This window comes from Flavobacterium sp. GT3R68, from assembly GCF_007109225.1.
In the GTDB taxonomy this organism is placed as follows: domain Bacteria; phylum Bacteroidota; class Bacteroidia; order Flavobacteriales; family Flavobacteriaceae; genus Flavobacterium.
This window is the reverse complement of record NZ_VJZK01000001.1, coordinates 529,380-547,932: the sequence shown is the minus strand read 5'-3', so window position 1 is coordinate 547,932 and position 18,553 is coordinate 529,380. Positions and strand designations below refer to the sequence as shown.

At 40.6% G+C, this 18,553-nt stretch carries 17 protein-coding genes; 14 read left to right on the top strand and 3 right to left on the bottom strand.

Annotation, left to right across the window (positions count from 1 at the left end; all coding sequences use genetic code 11):
* The first annotated feature begins 30 nt into the window (after window positions 1-30).
* The 4 genes from FNW07_RS02380 to FNW07_RS02365 all read left to right on the top strand — a co-directional run bounded on the left by FNW07_RS02380 (window position 31) and on the right by FNW07_RS02365 (window position 3,269).
* Window positions 31-699 carry an SCO family protein gene (locus tag FNW07_RS02380; RefSeq protein ID WP_126742426.1) on the top strand — a complete coding sequence of 223 codons (669 nt, stop codon included), beginning with the start codon at window positions 31-33 and terminating at the stop codon, window positions 697-699.
* A 103-nt stretch (window positions 700-802) separates the two neighbouring features.
* Entirely contained in the window at window positions 803-1,042 is a 240-nt protein-coding gene (locus FNW07_RS02375; RefSeq protein WP_126742425.1) for a FeoA family protein, read from the top strand.
* Window positions 1,042-3,141 (top strand): ferrous iron transport protein B, encoded by a 2,100-nt coding sequence (feoB, locus tag FNW07_RS02370; protein WP_126742424.1) that lies wholly within the window; start codon window positions 1,042-1,044, stop codon window positions 3,139-3,141. Before FNW07_RS02375 ends, feoB begins: the two co-directional genes overlap by 1 nt.
* Window positions 3,142-3,146: 5 nt before the next feature.
* Window positions 3,147-3,269 carry a FeoB-associated Cys-rich membrane protein gene (locus tag FNW07_RS02365; RefSeq protein ID WP_126742423.1) on the top strand — a complete coding sequence of 41 codons (123 nt, stop codon included), beginning with the start codon at window positions 3,147-3,149 and terminating at the stop codon, window positions 3,267-3,269.
* Here FNW07_RS02365 and FNW07_RS02360 read toward each other — a convergent pair whose 3' ends face one another.
* The 3 genes from FNW07_RS02360 to FNW07_RS02350 all read right to left on the bottom strand — a co-directional run bounded on the left by FNW07_RS02360 (window position 3,270) and on the right by FNW07_RS02350 (window position 6,342).
* Window positions 3,270-3,686 (bottom strand): hypothetical protein, encoded by a 417-nt coding sequence (locus FNW07_RS02360; protein WP_126742422.1) that lies wholly within the window; start codon window positions 3,684-3,686, stop codon window positions 3,270-3,272. It lies immediately after the preceding gene.
* A 43-nt stretch (window positions 3,687-3,729) separates the two neighbouring features.
* Complete coding sequence (locus FNW07_RS02355; RefSeq protein WP_126742421.1) at window positions 3,730-4,383, bottom strand: metal-dependent transcriptional regulator; 654 nt, start codon at window positions 4,381-4,383, stop codon at window positions 3,730-3,732.
* Between the two features lie 87 nt (window positions 4,384-4,470).
* The gene (locus FNW07_RS02350) at window positions 4,471-6,342 is read right to left on the bottom strand and encodes an Nramp family divalent metal transporter (protein WP_126742420.1); all 1,872 of its coding nucleotides are present in this window, start codon (window positions 6,340-6,342) and stop codon (window positions 4,471-4,473) included.
* Between the two features lie 107 nt (window positions 6,343-6,449).
* Here FNW07_RS02350 and FNW07_RS02345 point away from each other — a divergent pair, with 107 nt between their 5' ends.
* From FNW07_RS02345 to FNW07_RS02300, 10 genes are all read left to right on the top strand, one after another.
* A complete protein-coding gene (locus FNW07_RS02345; RefSeq protein WP_126742419.1) occupies window positions 6,450-8,738 on the top strand; it encodes a TonB-dependent receptor in 2,289 nt (762 codons plus the stop codon).
* A complete protein-coding gene (locus tag FNW07_RS02340; protein WP_126742418.1) occupies window positions 8,739-9,203 on the top strand; it encodes a DUF255 domain-containing protein in 465 nt (154 codons plus the stop codon).
* A 35-nt stretch (window positions 9,204-9,238) separates the two neighbouring features.
* Complete coding sequence (locus FNW07_RS02335) at window positions 9,239-10,417, top strand: lycopene cyclase family protein (protein ID WP_126742417.1); 1,179 nt, start codon at window positions 9,239-9,241, stop codon at window positions 10,415-10,417.
* Window positions 10,418-10,495: 78 nt separating this feature from the next.
* Window positions 10,496-10,906, top strand: coding sequence for a BrxA/BrxB family bacilliredoxin (locus FNW07_RS02330; RefSeq protein ID WP_126742416.1), 411 nt, complete (start codon window positions 10,496-10,498; stop codon window positions 10,904-10,906).
* 225 nt (window positions 10,907-11,131) lie between these two features.
* Window positions 11,132-12,481: a rhodanese-related sulfurtransferase gene (locus FNW07_RS02325; RefSeq protein ID WP_126742415.1), complete on the top strand. Its 1,350-nt coding sequence runs from the start codon at window positions 11,132-11,134 to the stop codon at window positions 12,479-12,481.
* 10 nt (window positions 12,482-12,491) lie between these two features.
* The gene (locus FNW07_RS02320; protein ID WP_126742414.1) at window positions 12,492-13,526 is read left to right on the top strand and encodes a radical SAM protein; all 1,035 of its coding nucleotides are present in this window, start codon (window positions 12,492-12,494) and stop codon (window positions 13,524-13,526) included.
* A gap of 160 nt (window positions 13,527-13,686) precedes the next feature.
* Window positions 13,687-14,988, top strand: a complete 1,302-nt coding sequence (locus FNW07_RS02315; protein ID WP_126742413.1) for a regulatory iron-sulfur-containing complex subunit RicT — start codon at window positions 13,687-13,689, stop codon at window positions 14,986-14,988.
* Window positions 14,972-15,457, top strand: a complete 486-nt coding sequence (locus FNW07_RS02310) for a gliding motility lipoprotein GldH (protein WP_126742412.1) — start codon at window positions 14,972-14,974, stop codon at window positions 15,455-15,457. Before FNW07_RS02315 ends, FNW07_RS02310 begins: the two co-directional genes overlap by 17 nt.
* A 5-nt stretch (window positions 15,458-15,462) precedes the next feature.
* The gene (locus tag FNW07_RS02305) at window positions 15,463-17,763 is read left to right on the top strand and encodes a penicillin-binding protein 1A (protein WP_126742411.1); all 2,301 of its coding nucleotides are present in this window, start codon (window positions 15,463-15,465) and stop codon (window positions 17,761-17,763) included.
* A gap of 87 nt (window positions 17,764-17,850) precedes the next feature.
* Window positions 17,851-18,552 carry a CoA transferase subunit A gene (locus FNW07_RS02300; protein ID WP_126742410.1) on the top strand — a complete coding sequence of 234 codons (702 nt, stop codon included), beginning with the start codon at window positions 17,851-17,853 and terminating at the stop codon, window positions 18,550-18,552.
* Window position 18,553: the final 1 nt, after the last annotated feature.

Here is an 18,553-nt window from a genome sequence, read left to right as displayed (position 1 = left end):
TCTTTTGTATTTTTGCGAAAAAATTACTGTATGCTTTCTTTTTTCAAGACCTACCGACTTTTTTTCGGTGTCATGGCTGCTCTTTCCATTGTTATTATCACTTTGTTTTACAGTGCTTTATTGCCCAAAAAGAGATTGGCCATCTATAATCCTTCGATGGTGAATCCTGAATTGGTCGACAGTACGGTACAATACGTCAGTAAATATCATAAGATCGCAGATTTTTCCTTTGTGAACCAAAATGGAAAAACAATTAGCCAAAAAGACTATGAAGGCAAAATTTATGTAGCCGATTTTTTCTTTACGACCTGTGGCTCCATCTGCCCTAAAATGACCAATAATTTAGTCGAAGTCCAAAAAGCTTTTATTACTAATCCAAAAGTCATGCTGCTTTCGCATAGTGTGCTTCCAGAAATGGACAGTGTTCCGGTTTTAAAGGAATATGCTCTAAAAAACGGGGTGAATGACAGCAAATGGAATTTGGTTACCGGGGATAAGAAAATCATTTATACAATGGCCCGCAAATCGTATCTGGCCGTGAAATTAGGAAAACCCAGCGAATTGTATGATATGGTCCATACCGAAAACTTCGTATTGGTCGATACTAAAAGGCGTGTCCGTGGTTTTTACGACGGAACTAGCAAAGAAGATATTCAACGGTTAATTGCTGATATTAACTTTTTATGCACCGAAGAATAACAATCCCCAGTCTTCCAAGCTCTATAGTTACAAAAATGATAAATAGCGTCGTATTTGGTATATAATATGTATTTTTGTAATCTTAATTCAATCTAAATAAGACTTGCGAACAACCATAAATTCCCTTAAAAAAGGAGAAAAAGCGATCATTAAAGACTTTGACATTGACATCGTTCCTTTAAAATTATTGGAAATGGGATGCTTGCCTGGTAATATGGTGGAATTACTTCAAATTGCACCTTTCGGGGATCCTTTGTATCTGGATGTAAATGGTTCGCACCTTGCTATCCGAGTGGAAACTGCACGTGAAATTGAAGTTGAAATAATCAAAAGCAACTTGTAATGACCAGTAAAAATATCAATGTTGCCTTAATTGGAAATCCAAACGTCGGTAAAACCTCGGTATTCAATCAGCTGACGGGATTAAACCAGCAAGTCGGAAATTACCCGGGAATTACCGTTGAGAAAAAAATAGGCTTTTGCAAACTTCCCAATAACATCAAAGCCAATATTCTGGATCTACCGGGAACTTACAGCTTAAATGCCAGTTCCATTGATGAGAATGTGGTCATTGAATTGTTACTGAATAAAAATGACAAATTATATCCCGATGTGGCCCTTGTGGTTACCGATGTGGAAAACCTAAAACGTAATTTACTGCTTTTCACCCAAATAAAAGACCTGGAAATCCCAACCATATTAGTTATCAATATGGCTGACCGTATGAAATACAAGGGAATTTCATTGGATATTACGTATCTCGAACAACACTTAAAAACTAAGATTGCACTGATCAGTTCCCGAAAGGGTTTTGGCATCGATGACCTGAAAAATCTAATCGTCAGTTACAAAACACTCTCGAATGAACCTTGCCTCAATGCGTCGAGCATCGATCCGGACTATTTCAACAATCTCCGCAAGGCATTCCCTAACCAGCTTTTATACAAACTGTGGCTGGTCATCACCCAAGACGTCAATTTCCTAAACCTGGACCGGAATGAAATCGGGAGTTCATTTACCAAATCCCATTCGGATTTAAAACGCTTACAGCAGAAAGAGACCATCAAACGATATCAATTCATAAATGATGTCCTCAAAGAAGGCCTCAAAGTAGACGCTACTGTCGCCAAAGATTTCCGCAGTAAACTCGACCGGGTCCTGACGCATAAAGTGTGGGGCTATGTCATTTTCTTCGTTATATTATTTGTCATTTTCCAGTCCATTTTTGAATGGTCCAAAGTGCCGATGGATTTTATAGACAGTACTTTTGCGTCGTTAAGTACACTTGCCAATGATTCGCTTCCGGCGGGAGTTCTTACCAATTTAATTTCGCAGGGAATTATTCCCGGAATCGGCGGAATCCTGATTTTTATTCCTCAAATTGCATTCCTGTTCCTCTTCATTTCCATTCTGGAAGAAAGTGGTTATATGAGCCGTGTCGTTTTTCTGATGGATAAAATCATGCGAAAGTTTGGTCTTTCCGGAAAAAGTGTAGTGCCCTTAATTTCAGGAACTGCCTGTGCCATACCGGCCATTATGGCAACCCGAAATATCGAAAACTGGAAAGAACGGCTCATCACTATTCTGGTAACACCATTTACAACCTGTTCTGCACGATTACCTGTATATGCCATCATTATTGCATTGGTCATTCCCGATAAACGGCTTTTTGGCTTTCTGAATCTTCAGGGGCTGACATTGATGCTGTTGTATCTATTGGGATTCGGAATGGCTATTTTTTCGGCTTATATCCTGAATAAAATACTGAAAATAAAAGGGAAAACGTTCTTCGTGGTAGAAATGCCAAATTATAAATTGCCGTTGATTAAAAATGTAGCGATCAATGTGGTCGAAAAAACTAAAGCATTCGTTTTTGGAGCCGGTAAAATCATTCTCGCCATATCGATTGTGTTGTGGTTTCTGGCATCCTATGGTCCGGGTAAAAAATTCAACAATGCCGAAGCGATAATGCTTTCAAAAGCAGAAAACAAAACCCTTCCGGCAGCCGAATTCAAGAATAAAGTCGCTTCGTATAAGTTGGAGAATTCGTATATTGGGATTATGGGGAAAAGTATTGAACCCGCCATTTCACCCTTGGGTTACGATTGGAAAATCGGGATTGCGGTGTTGAGTTCCTTTGCTGCAAGAGAGGTTTTTGTCGGAACCCTGGCCACAATTTACAGTGTTGGCGGTACCGATAATGAAACAACGATCAAAAACAAGATGGCGGCTGAAGTTAATGCTGAGACCGGGGAGAAAATATTCAATTTTGCTTCCGGGATATCCTTGCTGTTGTTCTATGCCTTTGCGATGCAGTGCGCCAGTACCCTTGCGATTACGAAAAAGGAAACCAACAGCTGGAAATGGCCTTTAGGACAATTGATTTTTATGAGCGGTTTCGCCTATATCATCGCTCTGATCGCGTATCAGATTTTAAAATAAATGTTATGCAGGAAATAATTGCATTTATCACTTTAGGAATTGCAGTTGCTTTTTTGATCAAAAAATTCTTTTTCAAAAAGAAAAAATCTGATAAAAATTGCGGCAGCGATAATTGTGGCTGTAACTAACTACTCCTGGTAGTTCACTTTCACGTAGTATTTTTTTGTATTCAGCGTATTGCCATTTTTAGGATATGGGAATACCACAATGTCAGTCACTTTCTGATATTTTTCAGGCACCCGCCTGGCAAACCATTCCTTGTTTTCCTCAGCGTTTTTATGCGAAAAAACAATAGTTTTATCCTCTATGAATTTGCCGTCCCGATAATAGGAAACGATTATCGAAACCTCTCCGGCCCATATACAGTTCGCGCCTTCGGGACATCGGGAGTCCGACACAATTTTTTTCAGCCGCAGATGATTGCCTTTTTTATTGATGCAGGTTTTTTGGGTAATTTTAAAAGATGAAACATTTTCAGCTTCTCCACTTTGAGATTTTACCGAAACACTAAAAACCAGCAGAATGATGAGGAGGAACTTTTTCATGGCAATTAATTTTTAACTGTATTCAGATAATACTCGTTTTATCCTATATTATTTTGACAAAAAGGTTGCTCGCGATTTTGTTCGAAATCGTCAGGTCCTTAGTGTCCACTTTTATCTTCAGCGACAAATCAAAACTTTCCTTGCTGATAATCTCAATTTTAGAACCCAAAGCGATTTCCTGTTTGTCGAGGTATTTCAAAAATTCGGAAGACGTATCTTTTACCCCAACACAAATTCCCCTTTGATTTTCGGTTAATTCCGACAGCAGTTGCTTTTCAATTTTAATGATACGTCCGTTCATATCGGGAATAGGGTCGCCATGTGGGTCCTCAGTGGGGTTGCCCAGGAAATCATCCAGTTTGTTGATCAGTTTTTCTGATTTGATATGCTCGAGCTGCTCGGCCACATCGTGAACCTCATCCCATGTGAAGTCTAATTTTTCAACTAAGAAAACTTCCCACAGACGGTGCTTCCGAACAATCATCTTGGCAGCCAGCATCCCGTTTGCGGTCAAGGATACACCCTGGTATTTTTTATAATTGATCAGGTCCTTTTCCGAGAGTTTCTTCAGCATGTCGGTTACCGAAGACGCTTTGGTTTCCATCATTTCCGCAATGGCATTGGTACTTACTTCGGCATCTGAAATGGTCGTAAGGTGGTAAATCGTTTTAAGATAGTTTTCTTCTGAAAAAGTCATGTTTGTTTTTTTTAGCCCCGACAGTAGCGGCATCCCACGCTTTTTTGCGTGGATACAGCGGATGGCGGGAAATAGCTCCTGAAAAAATTATTTTTTAACAATCAGTAATGGAATCGCAATTTTGTGTCGCAACTTGTTGACTGTTGTTCCAAAGACCAAATCCTTGAATCCGGTATGCCCGTGCGTCCCCATGACCAACAGGTCGTAATGACCTTTATTGATAAGTTTTGGCAGCATCACTGTTGGCTTTCCGAATCCTAGTTGGGTAACGACTTTGAGACCTTTGGACTCCAATAACACTTTGTATTCTTCCAGTAATTTTTCGTCAATCAGGGTTTCGTGATCATCTATTTTCTCGCCATACATCATGGCGCCGACCGTTTCTACGATATGAATCAATGTGTATTTGGCTTCCAGGCCGCCCAATTCGAATGCACTGTTGAGCGCAATTTCATCGGCATGCGAGAAATCCACGGCCACGGCAATATTTTTTTTGCTGCTTACCGCTGTTTTGGAAAATTTCAGTTTGAGACTGTGTGGAGAGTGATTTTCGATATCGATTTTCGATTTGGATATGAAAGGTTTGAATACGATAAAAAGTAGTAAAATAAGGAAACCAATTGCTAAGGGAACCACGGTCAACCACAATATGATTGGATTTTCTGAAGTTTCGAGCCAGCCTTTTATTTCCTCAAAAACCAGTTTGGCATTCAGCGAAACGATGATTAATGCCACAATCCAACCCGCAATTTGGGTTGGCCTGCTGATGTGAAAGCCCTTCATTTTGGATTTGTCACTGACAAAATGTATCAGTGGAATAATCGCAAAACCCAATTGCAGACTCAGGATTACCTGACTTAAGATTAATAATTTTCCAGTAACGCTTTCGCCAAAAATAGAAATTACAATAACCGCCGGAACTATTGCCAACAATCGGGTGATTATTCGGCGAACCCATGGCTGGATGCGTAAATTCAGATAGCCTTCCATCACGATCTGCCCTGCAAGGGTTCCGGTAATAGTGGAACTTTGTCCAGCGGCAATCAAGGCTACGGCAAAAAGGATTGGCGCCCATTTGGTGCCTAAAATCGGCTGCAGAAACTGGTGTGCATCCTGAATTTCGGCTACATTGAACATTCCGTTCTTATAAAAAGTAGCAGCGGCGAGAATCAAAATGGCGGCATTGACGAAGAATGCCAAATTCAGTGCTATGGTAGAATCTATAAAATTATATTTCAGGGCCTGTTTAATACCGGCGACGCTGCGGTCGAACTTTCGGGTTTGCACCAGGGACGAATGCAGGTATAAATTATGGGGCATTACTGTCGCTCCGATAATTCCGATAGCAATATACAGAGCCGCTTCACTTGGCATCGAAGGGATTAATCCATACAGTACTTTTCCGGTTTCCGGCTGCGCAAAAATCATTTCAAATATAAAAGATACGCCAATCACCATTACCAAAGCGATGATGAACGCTTCAATTTTTCGGATGCCCTTATTAATCAGAAACAATAACAAAAAGGTATCCAGAACAGTAATCAGAACGCCTTCTAATAAAGGAATGTCGAACAACAAATTAATACCAATCGCCATTCCCAGCACTTCGGCCAAATCACAGGCAGCGATAGCGATCTCGGCCAGAAAATATAGGATGTAATTGATAAATCTGGAATAGGTTTCACGCGAAGCCTGTGCCAGATCACGCTGCGTCACGATTCCCAACCGGGCACTGAAACTTTGCAGCAAAAGCGCCATAATGTTACTCATCAATAAAACCCAAAGCAAGGCATATCCAAATTGGCTGCCCCCGGCAATATCCGTCGCCCAATTTCCCGGATCCATATACCCGACACTGACTAAATAGGCTGGTCCAAAAAACGCCAATATCTTTCTGAATACCGATGTTTTGTTTTGTGTAGCAACCGATTGGTGTACTTCTTCAAGTGATTTGCTCATGGTTGAAATTAAATTATTGATACAAAAGTAATTAAAAAATTTGTTATGCGGAATATAATTTTTAGCTTTGCCTAAATATTAATTTTAAGTAAATCTAAAATTTAGTTGTGAAAAATCTAATTTCGCTTATTGCCGTCATCATCGGCACATTTTCTTTCGCCCAAAGCAACATCAAAGGAAAAATTACTTCCGAGGGAATGCCTTTGTCCCAGACTAATATTGTATTGAAAAACACGAAATTTTCAGATAAAAGCTCCTATAATGGAACCTATATAATTAACAATGTGCCTTCAGGCAATTATGAAGTCACGGCATCATTTGAGGGATTCCGCACGCAGAAAAAAAACATTACCGTTACAGACAGTATCGATATTGCTCTGGATTTTGAATTAAAGGAAAACAATGCCTTAGATGAAGTGGTCATAACGGGAACCTTAAAACCCGTTTCCCGATTGGAGAGCGCTGTTCCGGTGGAAGTGTATAAACCGACTTTTTTCAAAAAGAATCCGACTGCCAATATTTTTGAGGCGCTGCAAAATGTGAACGGTGTCCGCCCGCAGTTGAACTGCAACGTCTGTAATACGGGCGATATTCATATCAACGGTCTGGAAGGCCCTTATACTTTGGTTTTAATTGACGGAATGCCGATCGTCAGCGGACTCTCGACGGTGTATGGATTGTCAGGAATTCCTAATTCGTTATTGGAACGGATTGAAATTGTCAAAGGACCTGCATCGTCATTATATGGAAGCGAAGCCGTTGGCGGACTTATCAATATTATCACCAAAAACCCAAAAAACGCACCTATTTATTCAGCAGATGGATTTTCCAACAGTTGGGGCGAGGCCAATCTAGATTTAGGCTTCAAGGCCAATTTGGGTAAAAGTGCTTCCTTACTGACGGGTGTCAATTATTTTAATTACAGTAATCCGATTGACAACAACCACGATAATTTTACTGATGTGACCCTACAGGATCGGATTTCCGTTTTTCAAAAATGGAATTTTAATCGCAGGAGCAATAAATTATTTTCGATGGCAGGCCGTTTATTTTATGAAGACCGTTGGGGCGGCGAAATGCAATGGGAGAAAAAATACCGCGGTGGTAGTGAAGTCTATGGTGAAAGCATTTATACCAAACGTTGGGAATTATTAGGCGCTTATGAACTTCCATTTACACAGAAAATGAAGCTTTCTTTTTCGTATACGGATCATGATCAGAACTCTGTTTATGGGGATATTCCTTATATGGCACAGCAAAAAATTGGTTTCGGACAATTGACATGGGATAAAAAATTCAATAAGCACGATGTACTCTTCGGGACCGCCATACGCTACCAATTCTACAATGACAATACTACCGCCACAACAGAGGCTGACATTAATTGGATTCCTAGTCTTTTTGTTCAGGACGAAATTCATCTGAGTGAAAAACACAATCTTTTATTGGGTGCTCGTTACGATTATAACAGCAATCATGGCTCTATTTTTACACCAAGACTCGCATATAAATGGAAAATCAACAAGGATAATATTTTGCGTTTCAATACCGGGACGGGATTCCGTATTGTGAATCTTTTTACTGAAGAACACGCAGCACTTACGGGTTCACGCGATGTAATTGTGCTGGAAGAACTGAAACCGGAACGCTCTTACAATGCCAATCTGAATTACCTGAAGAAAATCTACTCTAAAAACGGAAACTTCATTGGGGTGGAGACCACGGCCTGGTACACCTATTTCACGAATTCCATCGTGCCGGATTACGATACCAATCCCAATCAGATTATTTATAAAAACCTCGACGGTCATGCCATTACCCAAGGAATCAGTACGAATATTGACGTGGTGCTAAATAACGGGCTGAAAATGATTGTGGGGGCTACATATATGGATGTGACCAAGACAGAAAAAAACGTCACTACCAGACAAATTCTAACAGAGCGTTTTTCCGGCACGTGGGCGATTTCATACCGTCTTAAGAAAGCATTTGTCGATATTGATTACACCGGAAACCTTTATGGGCCGATGCGTTTACCACTCTTGGGTAAATTGGATCCAAGAAAAGAATACTCTCCAACTTGGAGCATTCAGAACATACAGTTTACGTATAACAAAATTAAAAATTTGGAAATCTACATGGGTGTAAAAAACCTGCTGAATTGGACTCCAAATAAAGGAAATCCGTTTATTATTGCACGAGCGGACGATCCTTTTGACCAAAATGTACAAATTTCTGACGGTACTGCTGTAGGTCTAAGTGGGCAAACTGTCCCAAATGGGCAAGTAGTCGACACCGCCGACAACCCTTATGCCCTAACTTTTGACCCGGGCTATGTTTACGGCCCAAATCAAGGCATCCGAAGCTTTTTCGGATTGCGTTATACTTTAAAATAAATGAAACGACTTTTATTCATAGTATTGATTTTCTTTTGCGCAGTGCCATCTAGTGTAGCCCAATTGAAAATATATTCCTTTGAGGAAGCCGAAAAACTTTCCAAAGAAAATCCAAAACCTATTGTCGTTTTTATCCATACTTCCTGGTGTAAATACTGCGGGATGATGGAAAATACAACCTTTAAAAAGCCCGAGCTCATAACGCGTTTAAATGCCAACTACTACTTCGTTTCAATGGATGCGGAGAGCACAAATGATATCGTTTTCAATAACCACGTATTTAAATTCAAACCTACGGGCCCCAATACCGGAATTCATCAATTGGCCACCGAGTTAGCCACTATCGACAATAACGTAATCTATCCCACTACGGTCGTTCTGGCAACTGACTTTTCAATCCTCTTTCAAAAACATTCGTATTTGGATGACAGAACGCTTCTTGGTATTCTTGACAAAATAAAATAATTAGTTACTTTTGAGTGGATTTATCCTAAAGTAACATGAAACACTACCATTATATTTTTACAGGCGCAGGTTTGTCCGCATTAATGACGGTATACCAAATGGTACTTTCGGGTAAATTCAGGCATCAGACTATTTTGCTTCTGGATGAAAATCCAAAAAAAACCAACGACAGGATCTGGTGTTTTTGGGAAGAAGGAGCTGGAAACTGGGAATCCATTGTCCACAAAAAATGGGAAACGGCGCTATTTGCCAATGAAACATTCCAACGGGATTTGGACTTGAAACCCTATCATTACAAAATGGTTCGCGGACTGGATTTTTACAATCACGTTTTTGAATTGCTTTCAACACAGGAGAACATCACTTTCCTAAACCAAAAAGTAACGGAAATTGAAGAGTCCGGATCCACCATTATGGTCGAAACTGAATCGGAATCCTTCTCCTGCAACCGTCTTTTAAACAGCATTTACAACTCTCCAAGAGTCGGCAGCCAATCGGAATACCCGATTTTGCAACAGCATTTTATTGGTTGGACTGTCAAAAGCGAACAGGCTGTTTTTAATCCGGAGCAGGTAACTTTTATGGATTTTTCGGTGGCCCAAAAAGGGAATACCCGATTCATGTATGTCCTGCCGGTTTCTTCCACCGAAGCCTTGATTGAATACACGCTTTTTTCCGAAAGCCGACTTCCCGCTGAAGAATACGAAAATGAAATCCAGCAATACCTTCAAAAACTCGGGAGCACCCAATATGAAATCCTCGAAAAAGAACAGGGAAGTATTCCAATGACCTGCTTTCCGTTTTGGAACCAAAACACCCGGAATGTCATCAATATCGGCAGCGCCGGAGGATGGACCAAGGCCAGTACCGGGTATACCTTTAAGAATGCCGACGGCAAATCCCAAGCCCTTGTTGCTTTTCTTCAAACGGGAAAGCATTTCTGGAAATTCCACAAAAAGAATAAGTTCTGGTTCTATGACTTGTTCCTGTTGGATATCTTAAACCGAAAAAATGAAAAGGGTTCTGAAATTTTTTCCTCACTGTTCAAAGCAGGAAATCCGGGTCTTATTTTCAAATTCCTCGACGAAAAAACATCTTTTCCACAGGACCTTAGCGTTATTTTTAAATGCCCGAAAGTCCTGTTTCTCGAAGCGGTTTTTAAAGTCGCAATCAAAAAAATAAAACACCAATTAAACTATAACAAAACTTTATAATCCAAATACTTTTGTTGCACCTAAACTTTGTAACTTTGCAGCATAACAACGAAATTTAACTTTTTTAAATAAAAAAATATGTATCCAGACGAAATGGTAAAACCAATGGAAGCCGAATTAACAACGGCTGGTTTTCAAGATTTACATAGTGCCGAAGCGGTTGAAAACGCTTTAAAAGCAGAAGGAACCACTTTAGTAGTAGTGAATTCTGTATGCGGTTGCGCCGCCAGAAATGCCCGTCCGGGAGTAAAAATGAGCTTGGACAATGATAAAAAACCATCGCAATTAATCACGGTTTTTGCAGGTGTCGACAAAGATGCTGTGGATGCGGCAAGACAACATATGTTCCCATTTCCTCCCTCTTCGCCTAGCATGGCGTTGTTCAAAAACGGAGAATTGGTACACATGTTGGAGCGCCACCACATCGAAGGCCGCCCGGCAGAAGTAATTGCCGAAAACCTGAAAGACGCTTTCAACGAGTACTGTTAATCACCGTACCTTCTCTATAAAACCACGTTTATTCGTGGTTTTTTTATTTGGAGCTGCTTCCCGCTGTCATTCCAATCTATTTGTCCGTCGAAAAAACGAACAAAAAGGATTTTCCCTTCCATCAGGGCTAGGGCATTTACAATCAGAAGATTATTGGGTTTCCAAATTATTCCTTACTTTTGTCCCGGAATAAAAAATAATTTTCTCAACTTAACTGTTTATAGCATGCAACTGTACAACACCTTAAGCGCAGAAGAAAGAGCCATCATGATTGATGATGCCGGAAAGCAACGCCTGACGCTGTCTTTCTATGCTTATGCGCAGATCGAAAACCCCACTCAATTCAGAAACGAGTTATTTCTTGCTTGGAACCCATTAGAAGTTCTTGGTCGGATCTATGTGGCCCACGAAGGCATCAACGCCCAATTATCGCTTCCTGCCGATCATTTCTATGAATTTAAGGATACCATTGAAGCCTATGATTTCATGAAAGGCATCCGTCTGAATGTTGCGGTGGAACATGATGATCATTCCTTTTTGAAACTAACAATAAAAGTCCGCGATAAAATTGTGGCCGACGGATTGGTCGATCAAACGTTTGATGTCACTAACATCGGAATCCATCTGAAAGCCAAGGAATTCAATGAACTACTTGAAGATCCCAATACGATAGTTGTCGATATGCGTAATCATTACGAAAGCGAAATCGGGCATTTTACAAACGCCATCAAACCCGATGTGGATACTTTTAGAGAAAGTTTGCCCATTATTGAAGATCAGCTATCCGAACACAAACAAGATAAAAAATTATTGATGTACTGCACCGGCGGTATTCGTTGTGAAAAAGCGAGTGCTTATTTCAAGCATAAAGGTTTTGAAAACGTATACCAATTAGAAGGTGGGATTATTGAATACACCCGTCAGGTAAAAGCCGAAGGACTGGAAAGCAAATTCATCGGTAAAAACTTTGTATTTGATCACCGTTTGGGCGAAAGGATTACGGATGATATTGTATCGCAATGCCATCAGTGTGGCAAACCTTGCGATGTGCACACCAATTGCGCCAACGAAGGCTGTCATCTATTGTTCATCCAGTGTGAGGAATGTGCCACGGCCATGGAAGGTTGTTGTTCCGCAGATTGCTCGACGATCATCCATTTACCGGAAGAAGAACAAAAAACCATCCGCAGAGGCCTTAAAAATGGTAATAAAATCTTCAAAAAAGGAAAATCTGACGTTTTAACTTTCAAAAACAACGAAGACAATCACGAATTTGCTGTGCTTCAAAAGCCAAAAAGCATTGTTAAAAAGGATCCAAAAATAAAAAAAACCTATGTCGGAAAAGGGACACATTTCTTCCCAAAACCAAGTATCGGTCAGTTTTTGATCGAGGAAAATGAAATAAAAATCGGGGACAGGATTCTGATCAAAGGAACCACCACCGGAAATCAGGAATTGGTTATTGATCACATGCTCGTAAATGGTACTGATTCCGAAAAAGCGGTTGCCGGCGACAGCTGTACGTTCAAACTACCGTTCCGAATCCGTTTATCCGACAAATTATATAAATTATAATTTCCCATTCATGGATATCTATAAAATATTAAAATTCAACAATAGCGTCAAAAGCCACAGGGTTAAGTTCTTAGGGCTGTGGCTGTTGTCGGTTTTAAATAAAAGATATTTAGCCATTCAGATGGATCCGGTCCTGGCCTGTAATTTACGTTGCAAAATGTGTTATTTCACAGATGACGATTATGTCAAAAAGAATATGAAAGGTATTTTTGCAGAAGAAAATCTGGAAAATGTCGCGAAAGCTATTTTTAAAAATGCGTTGAAATTACAGATTGGTTGCGGTGCGGAACCGACCCTTTTCAAACACAACACCAAATTGATTGAAATTGCCAAAAATTACAAAGTCCCCTACATCAGCATGGTGACCAATGGGAATCTTTTGGATAAAAAAGACGTTTCTGATTTTGCAACTGCGGGGTTGGATGAATTTATCCTGTCAATGCATGGCGTTACCAAAACAACTTACGAGGATTTGATGGACAAAGGCATTTATGAAAAATTTCATGCCGTTTTGCAGTATATCACCGAGCAAAAAAAGACACATCCCAAATTGCGCTTACGCATCAATTATACGTTCAACCAGGATAATTTTCATGAACTGAAAGACTTTTTTTCCGTTTATGACCAATACGCCATTGATATTATACAATTGCGTCCGATTGATAAAATTGGCGAAACGAAGTATAACGAATTCAGTCTGAAGGCCATCGAGGAAAGTTATTTTGAAGTTTCGGATTTTCTGAAAAACGAGGCGCAAAAACGCAAAATCACGCTTCTTTATCCGCAGTCGATTTATAGAAACGAGGACGAAACTCTGAAAGTAAAAACCGGCAATGACAGCTCGTATCTTATTCCGTATACGTATTGTTATGTGTCGCCGAAATACTTCTGGAAGGACGATTTTGACTGGAAAACGGAAACCTTTTCAAACTGGCAGCAAAGAAACAATTGGAATTCTTCATTATTAAAAAATGTCTTCGTTTCCAAAAAGAAACTGGAAACCACCAACAGGAATATGCTGAATTATTCGGTTGAAATCAATTAGAAACATTTACATCGGCCCACTTCAGGCTGCTTTTTTTATTACAATTTTATGCTTTTTTAGCCGTTTCAATCTTTGTAACTTAAAACTAAAAAATACTATCTTTACAAATTAATATCTTACGAACTTAAGTTGTGCCCGTCACAACACTACATATAAAATTATGGCATGTACAAGTTGTTCAACTTCTGATGGTGGCGCACCAAAGGGTTGTAAAAATAATGGGACTTGCGGCACCGATAGCTGCAACAAATTAACTGTTTTCGATTGGCTTTCAAATATGAGTTTACCAACGGGCGAGGCACCATTTGACTGCGTCGAAGTCCGTTTCAAGAATGGCAGAAAAGAATTTTACCGCAATACCGAAAAATTAACGTTAAGCATCGGAGATATTGTAGCCACTGAGGCCTCGCCGGGTCATGACGTCGGAATTGTTACGCTGACCGGAGAATTGGTAAAAATCCAAATGAAGAAAAAAGGAGTGAATCATACCAGTAGTGACGTCCCGAAAATCTATAGAAAAGCTTCCCAAAAAGATATTGACATTTGGTCAACTGCCCGAAACAGGGAAGAACCGATGAAAGTAAGGGCCCGTGAATTGGCAATCTCCCAAAAATTGGAAATGAAGATTTCCGATATTGAATTCCAGGGTGACGGTTCAAAAGCAACTTTTTATTATACCGCAAACGACCGGATTGACTTCCGTCTTTTGATTAAGGATTTCGCCAAAGAATTCAGCACCAGAGTTGAAATGAAACAAGTAGGTTTCCGTCAGGAAGCGGCCCGTTTAGGTGGTATCGGTTCATGCGGAAGAGAATTGTGTTGTTCCACTTGGCTAACCGACTTCAGGAGTGTTAATACCTCTGCAGCCCGTTACCAGCAATTGTCTTTGAATCCACAAAAACTAGCCGGACAATGCGGAAAACTAAAGTGTTGTCTGAACTACGAGCTGGATACTTATATGGATGCATTACAGGGATTCCCGGAATTCGAAACCAAATTAGTGACCGAAAAAGGCGATGCTATCTGCCAAAAACAGGATATCTTTAAAGGCTTGATGTGGTTTGCCTACACCAATAATTTTGCCAACTGGCACATCTTGAAAATAGAGCAGGTGAAAGAAATCATGGCCGAAAATAAATTGAAGAATAAAGTTTCTTCATTGGAAGACTATGCTATCGAAATCACTGTAACTCCTGAAAAAGACTTCAATAACGCAATGGGCCAGGAAAGTTTAACACGTTTCGATCAGCCGAAAAAGAAGAAAAAACCAAACAGCAAACGCAAACCGGTTACTGAAAATGCGGCAGCAGCTACCAAACCTGCAACAAACAGAAAACCTGGCGACAATAAAATTAAGCCGAATGAAAACCGTCCGGCAGATAACAAACCTCGCCCGGACAATAAAATCAGGCCAAACGAAAATAAGATAAAACCCATTAATAAAAATGAGCCTAAAAAATAGTATCCTTTTTATACTGATTGCCGGACTCTTGTTTTCTTGTGATAAAAAAAGAGTCTTTGACGAATACAAATCGGTGGGAGACGCCTGGAATAAAAAAACTGTTGTTGAGTTTAATCTGCCTGAAATGGATACGACCAAAAAGTACAATCTGTTTGTCAATTTAAGGGCCAATGACGGTTATAAATTTAATAATTTATTCCTGATTGTTGCCTTGGAGCAGCCGGACGGATTAACCAAGGTCGATACCCTGGAATATCTGATGGCCGAGCCTGACGGAACATTGCTTGGAGACGGTTTTTCAGATATCAAGGAAAGCAAGCTCTTCTATAAAAGCGGTGTTCAGTTTAAATCTTCAAAGAAAAACAAAGTACTCATCAAGCAAGCCGTGCGTCAAACCGGAAAAGTGGTTGGCGTCGAAAATCTCGAAGGCATTACCCAAGTCGGCTTTAGAATAGAATCACTAGAATAAAAAATATGGTTACTAAAAAAAACACCAACCAAACCAAAGATATCGCCCATTATCAAAGGAAGTTCTGGAGAATTTTCTTCTATGGCATGGGAGCATTGGCACTTTTTTTCCTCTTTGCCTCTTGGGGGCTTTTGGGATTTATGCCTTCCTTTGAAGATCTTGAAAATCCGGACTCCAATTTGGCTACCGAAGTAATTTCTTCTGACGGAGTAACTATCGGAAAGTTCTACAACGAAAACCGGACTTCAATCAAATACAAAGATTTACCTAAACATCTTGTTGACGCTTTAGTCGCAACCGAAGACGAGCGTTTCTATGAGCATGCCGGTATCGACGGCAGGGGAACAATGAGGGCTGTTGCCAGTTTAGGGACCAGTGGCGGGGCCAGTACACTAACCCAACAGTTGGCCAAGCAATTATTCCACGGCGAAGGATCTCGATTCTTGCCATTTCGAATCATACAAAAAGCCAAAGAATGGATAATCGCCATTCGTCTGGAAAGACAATACACTAAAAACGAAATCATTGCCATGTACCTCAACAAGGCTGATTTTGTTAACACCGCAGTCGGAATCCGTTCGGCAGCTAAAGTTTATTTTGGCAAAGAACCCCGCGATTTATCGATCAACGAAAGCGCCATGTTGGTCGGGATGTTGAAAAACCCGTCACTTTTCAATCCGGTACGTCGATTGGAAAAAGTAACCGCCCGAAGAAATACTGTTTTAGGCCAAATGGTAAAAAACGATTTTCTGGAACCCGCCGCTAAAGCTAGTTTAGAAAAAGAACCAATCGTTTTGAACTTTCACCCGGAAAGTCATAAAGAAGGAATTGGAACTTATTTTAGGGAATACTTGCGTGAGTTCATGAAAAATTGGGTAAAGGACAATAAAAAAGCGGATGGCTCCGAATATGATATTTACAAGGACGGTCTGAAAATTTACACCACTATTGATTCCCGTATGCAACAGCATGCAGAGGATGCCGTGACCGAGCACCTTACCAATCTTCAGAAAGAATTTTTCATCCAGTCAAAAACCAATAAGAATGCGCCCTTTGTAAACCTTTCTAATGTGGAAACGCAAAAAATCCTGAATCAGGCAATGAAATCTTCCGAAAGATGGAGAGTTCTGAAAGCACAGGATATGAGCGATGACGAAATCATCAAATCTTTTGACATTAAAACAAGCATGACTGTTTTCACCTGGAAAGGCGAAAAAGATACCGTCATGACTCCAATGGATTCCATCCGTTATTACAAGCACTATTTACAATCCGGATTAATGGCCATGGAGCCACAGACCGGACATGTAAAAGCATGGGTGGGCGGAATCAATTACAAATATTTCCAATACGATCACGTAGGTCAGGGCGCAAGACAAGTAGGATCGACCTTCAAACCGTTTGTGTATGCAACCGCTATCGAACAACTGAACATGTCTCCGTGTGATTCCATTATTGACTCCCCTTTTACTATTCCGGTAGGAAGGCACCACGTAACAGAAACCTGGACACCAAGCAATTCCGACAATAAGTACCGCGGAATGGTGACTTTGAAAAAGGCACTGGCAAATTCCATCAACACGGTTTCTGCTAAATTAATAGATAAAGTAGGCCCGGAAGCGGTGGTAGAATTGACCCATAAATTAGGGGTTAAATCTGAAATCCCGGTTCAGCCGTCCATTGCGTTGGGAGCTGTTGAAATCACAGTTCACGATATGGTGGCAGCCTTCAGCACTTTTGCGAATCAGGGCGTATACATTAAACCGCAATTCATTACCCGTATAGAAGATAAAAACGGCGTCGTTATCTACGAACCTATTCCGGAGTCCCATGACGTTTTAAACAAAGACATCGCCTTTGCCATTGTCAAATTATTGGAAGGTGTAACGCAGGAAGGCACCGGATCGCGATTGAGAACACAAGGAGGTGGCTATGGTTATGAAAGAGTAACCGGTTATCCCTATATGTTCACGAACCCTATTGCAGGAAAAACAGGTACTACACAAAATCAATCCGATGGTTGGTTCATGGGAATGGTTCCTAATCTGGTAACCGGCGTTTGGGTTGGATGCGAAGACCGTTCCGCCCGTTTCAAGAGTATTACCTATGGACAGGGAGCTGTAGCGGCTCTACCGATTTGGGGACTTTTCATGAAAAAAAATTACGAGGATAAAGATCTGACCGTTTCCAAAGAAGAATTCGAAAGACCCGATAATCTTTCGATAAAAGTAGACTGTTGGTCCCGCCCTGCAGCCGTAAAAGACACAACCGACATCGAACAAAGTACCGAAGAATTTGAATTATAATATTTATTAGAAGCTATTCCGGCTGTACGCTGTATCCACGCAAAAAAAGCGTGGGATGCCGCTTCCATCCGGGCTAAAAAATACCGTATGATCAACAAAAAAGTAAACAACGTACAAGAAGCCCTTCAGGGAATTGAAGACGGAATGACCATTATGCTTGGCGGATTCGGCCTTTGCGGAATTCCCGAGAACAGTATTGCCGAACTGGTAATTAAAGAAACCAAAGATTTGACCTGCATTTCCAACAATGCTGGTGTAGATGATTTTGGTTTGGGATTGCTATTACAAAAAAAACAAATCAAAAAAATGATTTCTTCTTACGTAGGGGAAAATGCGGAATTTGAACGCCAGATGCTTTCCGGAGAACTGGATGTCGAATTGACGCCTCAGGGAACTTTGGCCGAAAAATGTCGTGCGGCACAGGCCGGAATTCCAGCTTTTTTTACGCCAGCCGGCTACGGAACTGAAGTTGCCGAAGGAAAGGAAGCCCGAGAATTCAACGGTAAAATGCACGTGATGGAATTGGCCTACAAAGCTGATTTCTCCATTGTCAAAGCCTGGAAAGGGGATGAAGCAGGAAATTTAATCTTCAAGGGAACGGCGCGTAATTTTAACGCTTGTATGGCCGGGGCCGCCAAAATCACTATCGCTGAGGTGGAGGAATTGGTGCCTGCAGGGACATTAGATCCAAATCAAATCCATATGCCAGGAATCATGATACAGCGTATCTTCCAAGGCGAAAAATTTGAAAAGAGAATTGAACAACGCACAACCCGTAAAAGAGAGTAAT